Source organism: Pararhodobacter sp. (genome assembly GCF_034676545.1).
Taxonomy (GTDB): domain Bacteria; phylum Pseudomonadota; class Alphaproteobacteria; order Rhodobacterales; family Rhodobacteraceae; genus Pararhodobacter.
Genome location: NZ_JAUCBZ010000015.1, coordinates 2,569,041 through 2,584,232, shown reverse-complemented (window position 1 = coordinate 2,584,232; position 15,192 = coordinate 2,569,041). Strand labels below are relative to the sequence as shown.

Sequence of the window (15,192 nt, the reverse complement as noted above, 5' to 3'; positions counted from 1 at the left end):
GGGCACCTCTTTCAAAGGCGGCTGACGACGAGGTCGCGGCAGCTCAAGCGGAAATTCTGGGCTTGACGGGGGAGAACGATGGAGAGTTTTGGCGCAGCGCCTTTGCGCAGCAAGGAGGCGGGAAAATCACGCACGATTTTGACCGACCCGCCGGGCGGGCAGGAATGAACGTGGGATTCGTCAAAGGACGATGTCTTTCGGCCCAGTTTGTCACGGTGGGTGGATGATAGCCCGGTCTGGAACAAATATCCATCCGAGGCGCTCAGGATCAACTCGCAGCGCAACCAACCTTCGGTGTCGCCAAGACCCGCCAGGGACAAATCCAGCGCCGTGTGATCCAGTGTTTTCGGAACCTGCAACACCATGCGGCGCTGCGACGGCGAGGCATGAAAGAGGATCCCCGGTTGATCGTCTGACATTTCCAGCGTGAACCGATCGAGAAACGGATGGGTCGAGGACAGGACATAGCCACGATCCTTCTCTCCGACCGCGTCCCAGAGCGACCAGACGCGTTGCTTTGGCGGGGCTTCCACCTCTTGCATCGGGGCGACGGCGCCCAGCCGCGCCTCCAGGCTGTCGATGCGCGCGCGCAGCGACACGGCTTCGCCATTGAGCTTGTGCCACAAGGCGCTGGTCTCGTCGTTGAGCTCCTTGATGATCGTTGCCGAGGATGCGCGGATCAGATCGCCGGCCAGGCGCGATGACAACGGGCCATCCTTGGCGTCGCCGATGGGTGAGTTGACCTCGATTTTCGCGAGGTCGGAATACAAGCGCCAGTCATAGGACGGATTGTCCAGCGTATTCATCGCGATGGTTTGCGTTTGATCGCCGGAACGGCGGATGCGGCGATGGTGAAACGCCAAGGGTTTGTCCAGCACCGCAAGCCGCCAATGCTGCAAGAACCGCGTCATGAAGGCGCGATCCTCCATCACGCTGAAATCAACCGGAAAGCCGCCGACGTACAGGACGGAGTCGCGCTTCAGCATCCATTGAACCGGATAGAGATCGTGGCGATAGGTTGCGTAGGCGATCGGGTTGATGAAGAAGTCCTTGCGCTTGAACGCATGTGGCAGGTCTTCTGATCCCAGCGGGATGATTTTTTCTTCACCGTTCTCAACGATGATGTCCTCTCGCACTGCCGTGACCAGCGCCGCCACGCCGCCCAGATCGGCCGCAAGGGGCAGGGTGCGATCATAAAGATCAAGCGCTTCTTCAAGGAATGACGGCTCCCATGTGTCATCGTCGTCGAGACAACAGACAAACTCCGTTTCAAGCGCGCGTGCAGCGATATTGAAGGCCTCTGAGCGCCCGACGGATTTTGGAAGCGACTTCACGGTCATGCGACCACTGTCGAACGGGGCGCTCAATCCGGCATCCGCAATGGTTTTGATCAACAATTCCGCATCGCCGCCGTCGTTGACCAGCATGACCTTCCATGTCGTAGATGTTTGATCCAACACGGATTTCAGCGCGCGCGTGACAAACAGCGGGCGATCCTTTGTGCGTATCACAACACCAATGCGAGGCAGACTCATGAGCGAACAATCCTGAAGACGGTACATAATTCATGGAAAGACCTAGCGCAGCGACCGTTATCCGTAAATTGCAAAACGCAAGATGTGGGGCAATCGGATATTCGGGCGCAAAAACGCCGCCCTCATGATTGTTGCGAGGGCTTGGCGTATCAGCTAGACTGAATGCAATTCCTGCGGGTGGTAGCGGAATGAAACGTGAACAAGTTATTGTTTCTGGTGGAGGGAAAATAGTGTTACACATATTTGGTCGCCGTGTTTCACGGCAGATACTTTCAGCAAGTGTTGCTTTTGTTGTGGCGTCTTCAGGGGCTTATGCTCAGGTTTCGTCACCTGAGCGCGGGCCCCAAATGGCGCCCCTGACCTCTGCGCAAATTGCGCACATGCTTGAGACCTCGATCCCGATGGAGCGAGTCTTGCCGCGCAATCCGCTTGAAAGTTCGGGTGGCGCGAACTCAGGGCGGTGGTGGTATTGGCTCACAACTTGGGAGCGTTCCGTCTGCGCCAAACGCAAACCCGAGTTTGCCCATTGGCAGTTCGGGCGGTGTGGCGTCAGGCGCGCCACAGGTTACGCAAGCACATCAAGGTATTGTCGAGCGTGTCGGGCGCCGCTTTACCAACATGTATTCGGATCTGACCCCCCCAACGAGCGAAATCGAAAGCCAGTCTGGCGAGATCAGCGCACAGAATTATGGCATTAACAACCGCGATACCTGGTATCATTTCAACGACTCGTTGGTGGTGCCGTATCCCATTTACTACGCGCCATATCGGTCGACAGGGCGCTATGTCTTTGTGGCCGCGGATGGTCTGACTTACCATTGCACAGCATCACTCATTAACCAGACGATTCTGGTCACGGCGGGCCATTGCGTGCACAATGGCAACGGTTCGGCCTCGGGATGGAACACGAGTGGCGTCTTCTATCCGGCGTATAGCAATCGCTATAGTGCGTCTGAGCAGCGCTATGGCTCTTGCCAGGTGACGTCGCTGACAACCACAACTGGTTGGTACAATAACGGCGCACTGAATGAAGGCGAAGATGTCGCTTTGGCCCTGTGTGGTCGTTTGTCCGGCGCAGGGTGGGGCTATGTGAACAATCGGTTCCCCGGCCAAGTCCTCGGGTATTATGGGTTCTGCTATAGTAACTGCGTAATGGGATACAATTTCCTGACCCAATTGGGCTATCCCGCGAACTACTATCGCGGTTTGCACATGACAGAAGGACAACATATGGCCGAAACTGCGATGAGCGGCGGACCTGATTATGTGTTCGGCTCGGGAATGCAGGGCGGATCCAGCGGCGGGCCTCAGATTCAAAACATCGGTCTGCTGTGGGACTTGGCGTCAGATCGCGGCCAAAACACGCAGCGCAATGTCATTTATGCTGTGACGTCCTGGGGCTATACCAACCAATCGATCAAGCTTCAGGGCGCCTCACCATTGAGCGGAGATCAAAATCGCAACGATTTTGTGGCCATGTTCAATCAGATTTGTGCGCTGTCGCGTGCGACCTATGGCAACTCGACGTGCCAGCTGATGTAATCCCAAAAGATACCGGACGGGCCTGAGCATACCGCTCGGGCCCTTTCAATCGACCCGGTCGTCTGAAGGTTCTTCCAGAGCATCCACTTGACTTTCCATAGCTCATGACCGATAGAACCCGCGCAAGCCCCGCACATTCGTTGCGGGGTCTGTGCATTTTCAACATCCCCTCGAACGCGAGGGGCGCAGTTCGACGGCGGCAACAGCCACAAACACCCGGCAACGGGGGCCACAGGACGCGGGCAATACGAAGGAAAACAGGACGATGTTTGCAGTCCTCAAAACTGGTGGCAAGCAGTACCGTGTTCAGTCGGGAGACGTCTTGCGCGTCGAACGTCTGGCGGCCGATGCTGGTGAAACCGTGCAGTTCAACGAAATTCTGATGGTTGGTGGCGACGAGACCGTGATCGGTGCTCCGCTTGTTGCGGGCGCGGCTGTTCAGGCTCAGGTCATCGACCAGATCAAGGGTGACAAGGTCATCCACTTCGTCAAGCGTCGCCGCAAGCACAGCTCGCAGCGCACCAAGGGACATCGTCAAAAGCTGACGCTGGTTCGTGTGACCGATATCCTGTCCTCGGGCGCGGATGCGTCGGGCGTCAAAGCCGCGATCGGCTCTGGCTCGGTTTCGGGTGCGGCGCTGGCTGCCGGCGCTTCTGCGGCCGTTTCGGCACCAAAGGCTGCCAAGAAGGCACCGGCCAAAGCTGCTGCTGCACCCGCCGCAGAAGTCGCGGCAGTGCGTCCGGCAAACCTGCTGACCGAAGCTCGTGGTGGCGTGGCTGACGATCTGAAAAAGATCTCGGGCGTCGGGCCGAAGCTTGAGGGCACGCTGCATGAAAATGGTGTCTTCCATTTTGATCAGATCGCGGCCTGGGACGAAGCCGGCATTGCCTATATGGATGACAAGCTGTCGTTCAAAGGCCGTATCGCGCGTGACAATTGGATCGAACAGGCCGCTACTTTGGCCGCTGAGAAGGAGTAACACCTCATGGCTCACAAAAAAGCAGGCGGTTCATCCCGCAACGGTCGCGACTCAGTCGGACGTCGCTTGGGCGTGAAATTGTATGGTGGTCAGTCGGTCATCGCTGGCAACATCATCGTGCGTCAACGCGGCACCAAGCACTGGCCGGGCGAGGGCGTTGGCATGGGGCGTGATCACACGCTGTTCGCACTGTCGGACGGCCAGATCTCGTTCACCAAGGGCCTGAAAGGGCGCAGCTTCGTGTCGGTCGTCCCGGTAGCCGAGGCCGCCGAGTAACACACGGATTTAACATTTCGCTGTTACAAGGGGCCGGTCAGGAAACTGCCGGCCTCTAACTTATTCAGCCAACAAGGCTTGTCCAACAGAGCAGTCAAGTACACCGCCATGCCCGTGAAGACCCCAAGCGACCGCACGCAACCCGTGATAACGTCTGAACGGCTGGTTTTGCGACCATTGCGCGCCGATGACGTGGCTCTGCTCGCCAAATATTCATCCGACAAGAGGGTCGCCTTTGGAACGCGGTCAATTCCGCACCCCTTGCCACCTGAGGCAAGTGCGACCTTTATCAACGCCGCAATGGCCGATGACCGTGAAGAAGACGTTTGGGCCATTGATGGCACAGAGACGTATGGTGTTTCGCTGCTGGGGGTGATCTCGCTCAAGGCGCTGGACCGCAGTCAAAGTCAGATCGGCTATTGGATCGCGCCAGACTATTGGCATTCGGGCGTGGCCTCCGAAGCGGTGCGTGTTCTGCTGGACAACAATCCACACGACAACCGAACCGTGTTCGCCGAGGTGTTTCAGGACAACCCCGTGTCGGCGCGCATTCTGACCCACGCTGGCTTTGAGTATATCGGCGACGCCGAAGCCTTTGCCGTCTCTCGCAACTGCGCGGTGCCGACCTGGACCTATCTGCGGCTCATGGGCTGACCGGCGCCGCGCAATCACGCCGGACCGCCGGCATTCCTGCCCGGCACAACCGTGCGGGCCTTGATCCACCGCGCGTGACGGGCTATCGCAGTCGCCAGCGCAACCCTGGACCCCTGACATGAAATTTCTCGATCTCGCTAAGGTTACCATCCGCTCGGGCTCGGGCGGCAACGGCTGCGTCAGCTTCCGGCGTGAAAAATTCATTGAATTCGGCGGGCCCGATGGCGGCGACGGCGGGCGGGGTGGCGATGTCTGGGTGGAATGTGTGCCGGCCCTGAACACCCTCATCGACTTTCGCTATCAACAGCACTTTTTTGCCGTCGACGGGCGCCCGGGCATGGGCAAACAGCGCACCGGCAAGGACGGCGATGACATCGTGTTGCGGGTCCCGGCTGGCACCGAGATTCTGGAGGATGACGGCGAAACGGTCATCGTGGATGTCACCGAGGTCGGGCAGCGCTATTTACTGGCCAAGGGCGGCAACGGCGGTTGGGGCAACCTGAATTTCAAGTCGTCCACCAACCAGTCACCGCGCCGCGCGAACCCGGGCCAGGAGGGGGTCGAGCGGGAGATCTGGTTGCGCCTGAAACTGATCGCCGATGCGGGTTTGGCGGGGCTTCCCAACGCCGGAAAGTCAACCTTTCTGGCGGCCACCTCGAATGCGCGACCCAAGATTGCCGATTATCCGTTCACGACGCTTCACCCCAATCTGGGCGTTGTGGGCATTGACGGGCGCGAATTCGTCATGGCCGATATTCCCGGCCTCATCGAGGGTGCCAGCGAGGGGCGGGGTTTGGGGGACCAGTTTCTGGGTCATATCGAACGCTGTTCGGTGTTGCTGCATATTGTCGATGGCACCTCTGAGGACGTGGCCGAAGATTTTCGCATCATTGACACCGAGTTGAAGCTCTATTCTGAAATCGTCTCGGAAAAGCCGCGCATCGTCGCATTGAACAAATCGGACGCCCTGACCGACGAAGAATTGGCCGAGCGGACGGCGGCGCTTGAGCAAGCCTGCGGGTCGCGGGTCTATGTGATGTCGGCGGCGACGAGCAAGGGTGTATTGCAGGTGCTTCGCGCGATCTGGACCGAGATTTCCGCGCAACGCGCCGAGGCATCGTCGGATGAGGAGATTGAGCCGTGGCGTCCCTGAGTGTCGCACGCGATGTTCCGGACCTGTTGAAAGCCCGCAGGCTGGTCGTCAAGATCGGCTCGGCCTTGCTGGTGGATGCGACGACAGGACGCTTGAAATCCGACTGGCTCAAAGCCTTGGCCCTGGATGTCATCGCCGCTAAACAGCGCGGCGCTGACGTGGTTCTGGTGTCGTCGGGGTCGATTGCCCTTGGTCGCCGGGTGCTCAAGTTGCCGGCGGGGGCATTGCCCCTGGAGCAATCGCAGGCGGCGGCGGCCGTGGGCCAGATCCAACTGGCGCGCGCCTATGAAGAAGCCCTGGCACCGCATGGGATTACCACGGCGCAGGTTCTGGTCACGCTGGATGATACCGAGGATCGTCGCCGCTATCTGAACACGCGCGCAACGATGGAGACGTTGTTGGCGTTGGGAACGGTTCCCATCGTCAACGAAAATGACACCGTCGCCACGGATGAGATCCGCTATGGCGATAATGACCGACTGGCCGCGCAAATCGCGATCACGGTGGGCGCGGATCAGTTGGTGCTGTTATCGGATGTGGACGGGCTTTATACCGGCAACCCGCATACCGACCCCGGGGCCACGCATTTGACCTTTATCGAGGCGATTACGCCACAGATCGAGGCGATGGCGGGCGACCCGGTCTCTGGGCTGTCCAAGGGCGGGATGAAAACCAAGATCACCGCTGCGCGCACCGCGACGGCGGGCGGCTGTGCGATGGTGATTGCGTCGGGCAATCAGATGCGCCCCCTGTTGGCGATTTCCCAAGGCGCGACCTGCACCTGGTTCGCCGCCGTCGGCGACCCGCAAGCCGCGCGCAAACGCTGGATTGCGGCGATGAAGCCGCGCGGTGCGCTGCACATTGATGCGGGCGCTGTCGCGGCGTTGCAAGCCGGAAAATCCCTGCTTCCAGCGGGGGTTGTCAGCCTCGAGCAGAAATTCGGGCGCGGCGATGCGGTGTCCATCCTCGGACCGGACGGGCAGGCGCTGGGGCAGGGGCTGGTGCGCTATACCGCCGATGAGACGCGCGCTATCCTAGGCAAGCATACCGACCGGATCGCTGAAATCCTAGGCTATCCTGGCCGCGCGGCGCTGATCCATCGGGATGATATGGTGGTCTGAGCAAGGCTCGGCTGTTGAACGCTTTGCCCCTCGCTTGAGGGGCTCGAATACGGGGGTGGTGTCATGGACGGAACCGAAATCACGCAGCAAATGGCGGCGCTTGGCGTGGCCGCGCGGGCCGCAGCCGCAGATCTGGCCTTTGCGACTCCAGAGGCCAAGACCCTTGCCCTGACCGCCGCCGCCGAGGCGGTCTGGGCGCAGCGCCGCGATATATTGGCCGCCAATGCCAAGGATCTGGCCTATGGTCGCGACAAAGGTCTGTCAGAGGCGATGATGGACCGGTTGATGCTCAATGAGGGTCGGATTCAGTCCATCGTTGACGGGTTGCGCGCCATTGCCGGGCAAAATGACCCGGTTGGCGCGGTGATTGCCGAATGGGACATGCCCTCGGGGCTGCATATCCGCCGGGTGCGCACACCGCTTGGCGTGATTGGCGTGATCTATGAAAGCCGCCCGAATGTGACAGCGGATGCCGCGGCGCTGTGCCTGAAGTCGGGCAATGCGGTGATCCTGCGCGGCGGGTCCGAGAGCTATCACTCGTCGTCGGCGTTGCATGGCTGCATGGTTGAGGGGCTGCGTGCGGCGGGCCTGCCCGAAGCGGCGATCCAGATGGTTCCCACACGCGACCGCGCAGCGGTGACGGAAATGTTGCGCATGGTCGGCGCGATCGACGTGATCGTCCCGCGTGGCGGCAAGGGGCTGGTCGGTCTGGTGCAAGCCGAAGCGCGCGTTCCGGTGTTCGCCCATCTTGAGGGGATTTGCCACGTCTACGCCGATGCCGCTGCCGATCTGGACAAGGCGCGCCGCGTGGTCCTGAATGCCAAGACCCGTCGCACCGGAATCTGCGGCGCGGCGGAATGCCTGCTGATCGACCAAGGTTTTTATGACGCGCATGGCGCGGTTTTGATCGAGGATCTGGTCAAGGCCGGGGTCGAAGTGCGCACCGAAGGCGTGTTGCTGGAGGTCCCCGGGACCGTCCCCGCACAACCCGAGGATTTTGGGCGCGAATTCCTGGATGCGATCATCGCGGCAAAGATTGTCGACGGCGTTGACGGGGCCATCGCGCATATTCAGCGCTATGGCAGCCAACACACCGAGTCGATCCTGACCGAAAATCCCGTTGCCGCGCAGCGTTTCTTTGACCGGGTAGACAGCGCCATTGTCATGCACAACGCCTCGACGCAATTTGCCGACGGCGGAGAGTTCGGCATGGGCGCGGAAATCGGCATTGCAACCGGGAAATTGCATGCACGCGGGCCGGTCGGGGCCGAGCAATTGACCAGCTTCAAATACCTTGTCGAAGGTGACGGGGCGATCAGACCCTGATCGTCAAGCTGGTGTCGTCGAAAGCGACTGCAACGACTCCGGAGTCGGCCAGCAAGCCGAAATGCACCGTGGCGGAGGTCAGCGATGTTGCGCGGACTCCGTTTGCCAAGGGAGTCCACAATGCCTCGTCCAGCTTCAGGCGCGGGGCTTCGGCGCGCAGCCCGTCACGGCTTACAGAAATCGTGCCACCCCAAGCCAAGGCTGTCTCGGCGCACAGCGCCGCAAGGCACAACCTGCGCGCGGTGACCCGGGGAACCGCGTCCGGGACGGCGCCGTCCACTTTGATCCGGCCATTCGCGCTCAAGGCTTGCAACGCCTCATCCAACTCACGCGCTCGGATGCTTTGTTCGGCCGAGGCTGCCCCAAAGGCCAGTCGGAAAAGCCGCACGCGCGCCTGCGCGACCTTGACGGCCTCTTCCACCAGCTCCAATTCTGCACTGGCCGGTTGCGTCATGCGCAGTAACTCAAGGCCATTGCCGATGGCCCCCAGCGGGCTGACCAGATCGTGACACATCCGCGAGCCTATCAACGCCGCAAGTTCCAGAGTATCGTCGGTCATTGTTGATGATCCGATCCGAGGTCCCATGTCCCAGTTTCTTGAACCCGGAATGTTTGTGCGCCACCCGGCAAGGCCCGATTGGGGCCTGGGGCAGGTGCAATCCGTGGTCGGGCACCGCGTGACGGTGAATTTCGAAGAGGCGGGCAAGGTGGTGGTGGATACACGGGTGATCACTCTGGACTGGCAGCCGACGGCTTGAAGGGAATTCTAAGCCTATCGTGCAACTCTTGCGTGCGTCAAGGCAAGGGGCGTTGCAACAGGCGCGATTGCACCCTAGATCCATGCGCAATGGATGTGAGACAATGACCCGGTTACAAGCAGCGCAGCGACAGACGATGGCCTATGACGTTCGACTGGCTTCGAGCGAGGTTGAACTGTTGGCCGCGCAACGGCTGCGCTATGCTGTTTTCGTTGAGGAACTCGGCGCAACCGGGTTGAGTGTCGATCATGCGCAGCGTCTCGAGCGCGATCTACTCGACCCGCATTTTGACCACCTGCTGCTGATCGACCGCAATATCCCACCCGAAACCCTGGACCATGTGATCGGTGCCTACCGCTTGTTGCCACAAGACCGTGCCGAGGCTCTGGGCCGGTTCTATTCTGATGCGGAATATGATCTGGGCCCCTTGCGGCGAAGCGGGCGCAAGCTGGTGGAACTGGGGCGCTCTTGTGTGCATCGCAACCACCGGCGCGGGGTGGCGATGTTGCATCTGTGGAACGGGTTGGCCGCCTATGTGCTGGCCCGCGATATCAAGATCTTGTTTGGCGTGGCCTCGTTTCACGGCACGGATCCGGCGCATCATGCGGCTGCACTGACATGGCTCCATACGCATCATCTTGCGCCGCCCGAGTTGCGGGTCACGGTCTGGCCTGATCACGCCCAGCCGATGGATTTGATGCCAATCGAACGCGTCGTGCAGGCCGAGGCTCTTGCCGCGATCCCGCCTCTGATCCGCGCCTATTTGCGGCTGGGAGGTTTTGTCGGTGAGGGAGCCTTTATCGACCATGATTTCAACACGACGGATGTCTGCCTGATCCTCGACACCGCAACCATGTCCGAGAGAGCCGTTGACCACTATACCCGAAAAACCGCCCGCCGCTGACAACGGCATCAACCCGACCTGGAGCTCGCCCGAAGGCGAGGCGCCCGCGGTGCCCATTGGCCCATTGGGCTGGATGATTCTGGCCTGGCGGTTGCCGGTTTTGGTGGTCTGGGTTTTTGGCGGCCTGGCCATTCACTTGACCATACGGATCTTTGAGCGGCCTTTGTTCGGATTGCGACGCCCGATCACGCCCTTTGTGACGCAGGGTGTCTGCAAAGGCGCGTTGTTCTTTCTGGGCATCCGATTGCAGGTGACCGGTGCGCCCATGCGCGGGCGCGGTGCGGTTGTGTCGAATCATGTCGGATGGCTGGATATTTTCGCGTTGAATGCCGCGCAGCGCCTCTATTTCGTCTCAAAATCCGAGGTCGCGTCGTGGCCCGGCATCGGCTGGCTGGCCAAGGCAACCGGAACGGTGTTCATTCGCCGCAATGCCCGCGATGCCCGACTGCAAAAGGAGATCTTCGAGGCGCGGCTGCGGGCGGGGCATCATCTGTGCTTTTTCCCCGAGGGGACGAATTCGGACGGGGTGCGCATCCTGCCGTTCAAGCCGACGCTGTTCGCCGCGTTCTTCACGCATGGATTGGCCGAGATTCTGTCGATCCAGCCCGTGACGCTGGCCTATATTGCGCCACAAGGACGGGATGACCGGTTCTATGGCTGGTGGGGCGATTTGTCGTTCGGCGCGCATCTGCTGCGCGTCGCCGCGCAAATCCCGCAGGGTCGGATCGACCTGGTGTTTCATGAGCCGGTTCCGGTTTCTGCGTTTGCCAACCGCAAGGAAATCGCCCGCCATTGCGAAGCGCAGGTGCGTCAGAGCCTGACTGAGCGTTTACCCGAAGGCGTGATGCGCGAGACCTAGTAGCCCAAGGGCTCCACCATGGCCTTGAGCGCGGCCACGGGATCGTCGCTGCGCCAGATTTCATCGCCAATGGCAAAGAAATCCGTGACCGGGGCAAATTTTTCGATCAACGCGCGGGTCAGAGCGCCTTCGGCGACGACCGGAACTTCGATCACTTCCGACCACCACGCGAACAGATCATGCTCGGCGCTTTCTCCGTCACCCAGCGGGCTTGCGCCAATCGGGCCAAAGCTGACGTAATCGGCCCCGGCCTCGGCGGCGGTCAGGCCATCGTGGCGCGAGACCCCGCAGGCCGCGCCCAAAATTGCATCCGCACCCAACTCATCGCGCAGCTTGCGCAGGCCGCGTGCACCGACCGGCAGATGCACACCGTCGAGACCCAGCCGTTCTGCCATGATCGCGTGGCGTTCTATGACGATGGCAATCTCGCGCTCATGGGCCACGGCGCGCAAGGCGTCGGCCGCGCGCGCGATGGCGTCCTCGTCATTCCCCGCCCATGACAACCGCAGGCAGGCAACGGGCACAGCATCCAGCACGCGGGCCAAAAGCGGTGCAAACACCTCTGGCTCAAAAACCGGGGGTGTTACCAGATAGAGTTGCGGGCGTTCGGGTTGATCGGACATGGAAACCTCGTCTTGCTGGGGGACTGCATACCTGTGTGCAAGCCCCCGCGCAATCCGCCTTAGTTATCCGCACTTTCCATGCCGCGATTCTCGAAGACCAACTCCAGCCAGCCCAGCTCCATCTCGGGGACCGAGGAGAGCAACAGATTGGTGTAGGCGTCGAAGGGGGGCGTCAGAACCTGGCTCTTGGTGCCATAGCGTTGGACCTTGCCCTGATACATCACGGCAATCGAATCGGCGATGGCGCGCACCGTGGCGATGTCATGGGTGATGAACAGATAGGCGACACCCTCGCGCTTTTGCAAATCGAGCAACAGTTTGAGAATCCCGTCCGCGACCAAAGGATCGAGAGCCGAGGTAACCTCGTCGCAGATGATCATCTTGGGCTTGGCGGCCAGGGCGCGCGCAATGCAGACGCGTTGCTTTTGCCCGCCCGACAGCTCTGCCGGATAGCGATCGCCAAAGCCTTTGCCCAGTTCGATCGCGTCCAGCAATTCCTGCACGCGTGTGTCGCGCTCACGACCCCGCAAGTTGAAATAGAATTCCAGCGGCAGGCCGATGATCGAGGCAACCGTCTGGCGCGGGTTCATGGCGACATCGGCCATCTGATAGATCATCTGCAATTCGCGCAATTCCTCGCGCGAGCGATCCTTGAGCGCGCCCGGCAAGGGCTTGCCATCAAAGGTGATGGCCCCTTCGCGCGGCGGCAAAAGCCCGGTGATGACCCGTGCCATGGTTGATTTTCCGGACCCGGATTCGCCGACCAAGGCCAGAGTTTGCCCCGGATACACCTCGACCGAGACATCCTTGAGGACATTCGGGCCGCGTGCACCATATCGTGCCGTGACACCTTCGACGGTCATCAACGGCGTCGCGGTGGGTTTTTGCTCTTTGTGATCAATCTTGCGCACCGAAATCAAGGCGCGGGTATAGTCCTCACGCGGTTCCTCGATGATCTGTTGCACGGTGCCGTGCTCGACCATCTTGCCCTGCCGCAGGACCATGATTTCATCCGAAACCTGCGCCACAACGGCGAGATCGTGGGTGATATACATCGCGGCGACGCCGGTATTCTGGATCGCGGTCTTGATCGCGGCAAGAACGTCGATTTGGGTTGTGACGTCCAAGGCGGTGGTCGGCTCGTCAAAGATCACGAGGTCGGGTTGCGGGCACAGCGCCATCGCGGTCATCGCGCGCTGCAATTGCCCACCCGAGACCTGGTGCGGATAGCGTTTGCCAAAGGTCTCGGGGTTGGGCAGGGACAGGGTGCGGAACAATTCGACCGCGCGGGCCTCGGCATCGGCCTGCGACAGGGTGCCGTGATGCAGCGTGGCCTCGATGACCTGTTCCATCAACCGTTTGGCCGGGTTGAAGGCCGCGGCCGCCGATTGCGCGACATAGGTGACCTCGCGCCCGCGAATGCTGCGCAGGGTGGCGCTGTCGGCAAGGCGGATTTCGCGCCCGTTGAGGATGATTTCCCCACCGGCAAGGCGAATGCCACCCCGGCCATAGGCCAGCGCCGCCAGACCGATGGTGGATTTTCCCGCCCCGGATTCACCGATCAACCCCAGTACCTTGCCCTTTTCCAAGGTCAAGGAGACGTCATCGACAATCACCGCATTCCTGGGTTTCTCGCCCGGTGCGTAGATCGTGGCCTCGATGCGCAGGTTCTTGATATCCAGCAATGTTTCAGGCACCGCGACCCCCTTTCAGGCTGGTGGTGCGGTTCAACGCCCAGTCAGCCACGAGATTGACCGAGATCGACAATGTGACAATTGCCACGGCGGGCATCAGGGCCGCCGGAATGCCATAGACGATCCCCTCGCGGTTTTCTTTCACGATGCCGCCCCAATCCGCCGCCGGGGGCTGAATGCCCAAGCCAAGGAAGGACAAGGTCGAGATGAACAGGATGGCAAAGATGAACCGAAGGCCAAGCTCCGCCACCAGAGGCGACAGCGCGTTGGGCAGGATTTCGCGGAAGATGACCCACCGTTGACCCTCGCCACGCAGGCGCGCTGCTTCGACGAAGTCCATCACGTTGATATCCACGGCCACCGCGCGCGACAGACGGAACACCCGCGTCGAATCCAGCAGACCCATCACAAGGATCAGGATCAGCAAGGTGACCGGCATGACCGAGAGCACGACCAGCGCAAAGATCAGGGTCGGGATCGACATGACCAGATCATTGAGCCGCGACATGAGCTGATCGACCCAGCCGCCGTAGACCGCCGCCGTAAAGCCCAGAACCGCCCCAAGCGTGAATGACAGTGCCGTCGCCATGGAAGCCACAAAGATCGTGCTGCGCCCGCCATAGATCATCCGGGTCAGCAGATCGCGGCCAAGATTGTCGGTGCCCAGCCAGAATTCAGCCGAGGATGGCTCCCAGACATCGCCGACAATTTCGGACATGCCATAGGGCGCGATCCAGGGGGCGAAGATTGCCATCGTGAAATAAAGGCCCGTGATGAGGAGGCCCAAAAGGGCGGTTATCGGAATACCCTTCATTTTGGGTGCCTCAATCTTGGATTCGACAGGATCGAAATCAGGTCCGCCAGAATGTTCAAGCCGATATAGATCGCGGCAAAGATCAAGCCGCAGGCCTGCACCACCGGCACGTCACGTTTCGAGACGTGATCGACCAGATATTGACCCATGCCGGGATAGACGAACACCACCTCGATGACGACCACGCCGACCACCAGATAGGCAAGGTTCAGCATCACCACATTCACAATGGGCGCGATCGCGTTCGGCATGGCGTGGCCGGCAATGATCGTCAGGCGTCGCAAGCCCTTGAGTTCCGCGGTCTCGATATAGGCGGACTGCATCACATTGAGGATTGCCGCGCGCGTCATGCGCATCATATGCGCCAGGACAACCAGCGTCAGAACCAGGGCGGGCAGGGCGACGGCGTTCAGCTTTTCGGCAAAGGTCATGGAGTCGTGGATATTCGAGACCGAGGGAAACCAGCCGAGCTTCACGGAAAACACGAACATGATCACATAGCCCAACAGAAACTCGGGCAAGGAAATCGCGGTAAGCGTCACCATCGAGATCAGTCGATCGGGCCAGCGGTCACGATACCGAACGGCCAGCAGGCCAAGAAAGATCGCCAGAGGGACCGAGATGACCGCGGCGACCGAGGCCAGGAACAGCGTGTTTGCCATGCGCCCGGATATCGAGTTGGCGATATCCAGACCGTTGGAGAGCGCGGTTCCGAGGTCACCGTGAAACACCCCGATGAGCCAATTGACATAGCGCGTGCCCGCCGGGACGTTGAGCCCCATGGTCTCGCGAAGGTTTGCCAGCGACTGCTCTGTGGCCGAGTTCCCCAAGATCGCCTGCGCCACGTCGCCGGGCAGGATCTCGGTTCCGGCAAAGATCATCAATGAGGCCACAAAGAGCAGAAGGAGACCCAGCGCAATGCGCTGGATCACCAATTTGAGGACCGGGTACATG

General features: G+C 60.7%; 16 protein-coding genes. 10 read left to right on the top strand and 6 right to left on the bottom strand.

The window, feature by feature from the left end:
• Positions 1 to 11: 11 nt before the first annotated feature.
• Positions 12 to 1,535 (bottom strand): glycosyltransferase family 2 protein, encoded by a 1,524-nt coding sequence (locus VDQ28_RS16210; RefSeq protein ID WP_323036912.1) that lies wholly within the window; start codon positions 1,533 to 1,535, stop codon positions 12 to 14.
• Positions 1,536 to 1,976: 441 nt separating this feature from the next.
• On the opposite strand from VDQ28_RS16210, the gene VDQ28_RS16205 reads away from it, so the two are divergent.
• The 7 genes from VDQ28_RS16205 to VDQ28_RS16175 all read left to right on the top strand — a co-directional run bounded on the left by VDQ28_RS16205 (position 1,977) and on the right by VDQ28_RS16175 (position 8,586).
• On the top strand, positions 1,977 to 3,077 hold the full coding sequence (locus VDQ28_RS16205) for a trypsin-like serine peptidase (protein ID WP_323036911.1): 1,101 nt from the start codon (positions 1,977 to 1,979) through the stop codon (positions 3,075 to 3,077).
• 265 nt (positions 3,078 to 3,342) lie between these two features.
• Positions 3,343 to 4,056: a 50S ribosomal protein L21 gene (locus VDQ28_RS16200; RefSeq protein ID WP_323036910.1), complete on the top strand. Its 714-nt coding sequence runs from the start codon at positions 3,343 to 3,345 to the stop codon at positions 4,054 to 4,056.
• A gap of 6 nt (positions 4,057 to 4,062) precedes the next feature.
• A complete protein-coding gene (gene rpmA / locus VDQ28_RS16195) occupies positions 4,063 to 4,332 on the top strand; it encodes a 50S ribosomal protein L27 (protein ID WP_323036909.1) in 270 nt (89 codons plus the stop codon).
• 108 nt (positions 4,333 to 4,440) lie between these two features.
• The gene (locus tag VDQ28_RS16190; RefSeq protein WP_323036908.1) at positions 4,441 to 4,986 is read left to right on the top strand and encodes a GNAT family N-acetyltransferase; all 546 of its coding nucleotides are present in this window, start codon (positions 4,441 to 4,443) and stop codon (positions 4,984 to 4,986) included.
• A gap of 118 nt (positions 4,987 to 5,104) precedes the next feature.
• Positions 5,105 to 6,139 carry a GTPase ObgE gene (gene obgE / locus VDQ28_RS16185; RefSeq protein WP_323036907.1) on the top strand — a complete coding sequence of 345 codons (1,035 nt, stop codon included), beginning with the start codon at positions 5,105 to 5,107 and terminating at the stop codon, positions 6,137 to 6,139.
• A complete protein-coding gene (gene proB, locus VDQ28_RS16180) occupies positions 6,136 to 7,260 on the top strand; it encodes a glutamate 5-kinase (RefSeq protein WP_416349433.1) in 1,125 nt (374 codons plus the stop codon). The genes obgE and proB overlap by 4 nt, the downstream gene beginning before the upstream one ends.
• Positions 7,261 to 7,323: 63 nt before the next feature.
• Entirely contained in the window at positions 7,324 to 8,586 is a 1,263-nt protein-coding gene (locus tag VDQ28_RS16175; protein ID WP_323036905.1) for a glutamate-5-semialdehyde dehydrogenase, read from the top strand.
• Here the strand turns inward: VDQ28_RS16175 and VDQ28_RS16170 are convergent.
• Positions 8,576 to 9,145 carry a histidine phosphotransferase family protein gene (locus VDQ28_RS16170; RefSeq protein WP_323036904.1) on the bottom strand — a complete coding sequence of 190 codons (570 nt, stop codon included), beginning with the start codon at positions 9,143 to 9,145 and terminating at the stop codon, positions 8,576 to 8,578. The genes VDQ28_RS16175 and VDQ28_RS16170 overlap by 11 nt on opposite strands.
• Positions 9,146 to 9,170: 25 nt before the next feature.
• On the opposite strand from VDQ28_RS16170, the gene VDQ28_RS16165 reads away from it, so the two are divergent.
• From VDQ28_RS16165 to VDQ28_RS16155, 3 genes are all read left to right on the top strand, one after another.
• Positions 9,171 to 9,344, top strand: coding sequence for a DUF3553 domain-containing protein (locus tag VDQ28_RS16165; protein WP_323036903.1), 174 nt, complete (start codon positions 9,171 to 9,173; stop codon positions 9,342 to 9,344).
• 103 nt (positions 9,345 to 9,447) lie between these two features.
• On the top strand, positions 9,448 to 10,248 hold the full coding sequence (locus tag VDQ28_RS16160) for a GNAT family N-acetyltransferase (protein ID WP_323036902.1): 801 nt from the start codon (positions 9,448 to 9,450) through the stop codon (positions 10,246 to 10,248).
• A gap of 73 nt (positions 10,249 to 10,321) precedes the next feature.
• Positions 10,322 to 11,107, top strand: a complete 786-nt coding sequence (locus VDQ28_RS16155; protein WP_323038148.1) for a lysophospholipid acyltransferase family protein — start codon at positions 10,322 to 10,324, stop codon at positions 11,105 to 11,107.
• On the opposite strand, the gene VDQ28_RS16150 is transcribed toward VDQ28_RS16155, so the two are convergent.
• Genes VDQ28_RS16150 through VDQ28_RS16135 form a run of 4 tightly spaced genes read right to left on the bottom strand, consistent with a single transcriptional unit; the run spans position 11,104 to position 15,191 of the window.
• Positions 11,104 to 11,730, bottom strand: a complete 627-nt coding sequence (locus VDQ28_RS16150) for a thiamine phosphate synthase (protein WP_323036901.1) — start codon at positions 11,728 to 11,730, stop codon at positions 11,104 to 11,106. The two genes, VDQ28_RS16155 and VDQ28_RS16150, sit on opposite strands and share 4 nt — an antisense overlap.
• A 59-nt stretch (positions 11,731 to 11,789) precedes the next feature.
• On the bottom strand, positions 11,790 to 13,427 hold the full coding sequence (locus tag VDQ28_RS16145; protein WP_323036900.1) for an ABC transporter ATP-binding protein: 1,638 nt from the start codon (positions 13,425 to 13,427) through the stop codon (positions 11,790 to 11,792).
• On the bottom strand, positions 13,420 to 14,238 hold the full coding sequence (locus VDQ28_RS16140) for an ABC transporter permease (protein WP_323036899.1): 819 nt from the start codon (positions 14,236 to 14,238) through the stop codon (positions 13,420 to 13,422). The genes VDQ28_RS16145 and VDQ28_RS16140 overlap by 8 nt, the downstream gene beginning before the upstream one ends.
• Positions 14,235 to 15,191, bottom strand: a complete 957-nt coding sequence (locus VDQ28_RS16135) for an ABC transporter permease (protein WP_323036898.1) — start codon at positions 15,189 to 15,191, stop codon at positions 14,235 to 14,237. The genes VDQ28_RS16140 and VDQ28_RS16135 overlap by 4 nt, the downstream gene beginning before the upstream one ends.
• Between the last annotated feature and the right edge of the window lies 1 nt (position 15,192).

What these genes read in the sequence shown, in the direction of transcription:
- VDQ28_RS16210 (WP_323036912.1), bottom strand. Translation starts at nt 1,535, where the DNA reads ATGAGTCTGCCTCGCATTGGTGTTGTGATACGCACAAAGGATCGCCCG.
- VDQ28_RS16200 (WP_323036910.1), top strand. Translation starts at nt 3,343, where the DNA reads ATGTTTGCAGTCCTCAAAACTGGTGGCAAGCAGTACCGTGTTCAGTCG.
- rpmA (WP_323036909.1), top strand. Translation starts at nt 4,063, where the DNA reads ATGGCTCACAAAAAAGCAGGCGGTTCATCCCGCAACGGTCGCGACTCA.
- VDQ28_RS16190 (WP_323036908.1), top strand. Translation starts at nt 4,441, where the DNA reads ATGCCCGTGAAGACCCCAAGCGACCGCACGCAACCCGTGATAACGTCT.
- obgE (WP_323036907.1), top strand. Translation starts at nt 5,105, where the DNA reads ATGAAATTTCTCGATCTCGCTAAGGTTACCATCCGCTCGGGCTCGGGC.
- VDQ28_RS16175 (WP_323036905.1), top strand. Translation starts at nt 7,324, where the DNA reads ATGGACGGAACCGAAATCACGCAGCAAATGGCGGCGCTTGGCGTGGCC.
- VDQ28_RS16170 (WP_323036904.1), bottom strand. Translation starts at nt 9,145, where the DNA reads ATGACCGACGATACTCTGGAACTTGCGGCGTTGATAGGCTCGCGGATG.
- VDQ28_RS16165 (WP_323036903.1), top strand. Translation starts at nt 9,171, where the DNA reads ATGTCCCAGTTTCTTGAACCCGGAATGTTTGTGCGCCACCCGGCAAGG.
- VDQ28_RS16160 (WP_323036902.1), top strand. Translation starts at nt 9,448, where the DNA reads ATGACCCGGTTACAAGCAGCGCAGCGACAGACGATGGCCTATGACGTT.
- VDQ28_RS16155 (WP_323038148.1), top strand. Translation starts at nt 10,322, where the DNA reads ATGATTCTGGCCTGGCGGTTGCCGGTTTTGGTGGTCTGGGTTTTTGGC.
- VDQ28_RS16150 (WP_323036901.1), bottom strand. Translation starts at nt 11,730, where the DNA reads ATGTCCGATCAACCCGAACGCCCGCAACTCTATCTGGTAACACCCCCG.
- VDQ28_RS16140 (WP_323036899.1), bottom strand. Translation starts at nt 14,238, where the DNA reads ATGAAGGGTATTCCGATAACCGCCCTTTTGGGCCTCCTCATCACGGGC.
- VDQ28_RS16135 (WP_323036898.1), bottom strand. Translation starts at nt 15,191, where the DNA reads ATGTACCCGGTCCTCAAATTGGTGATCCAGCGCATTGCGCTGGGTCTC.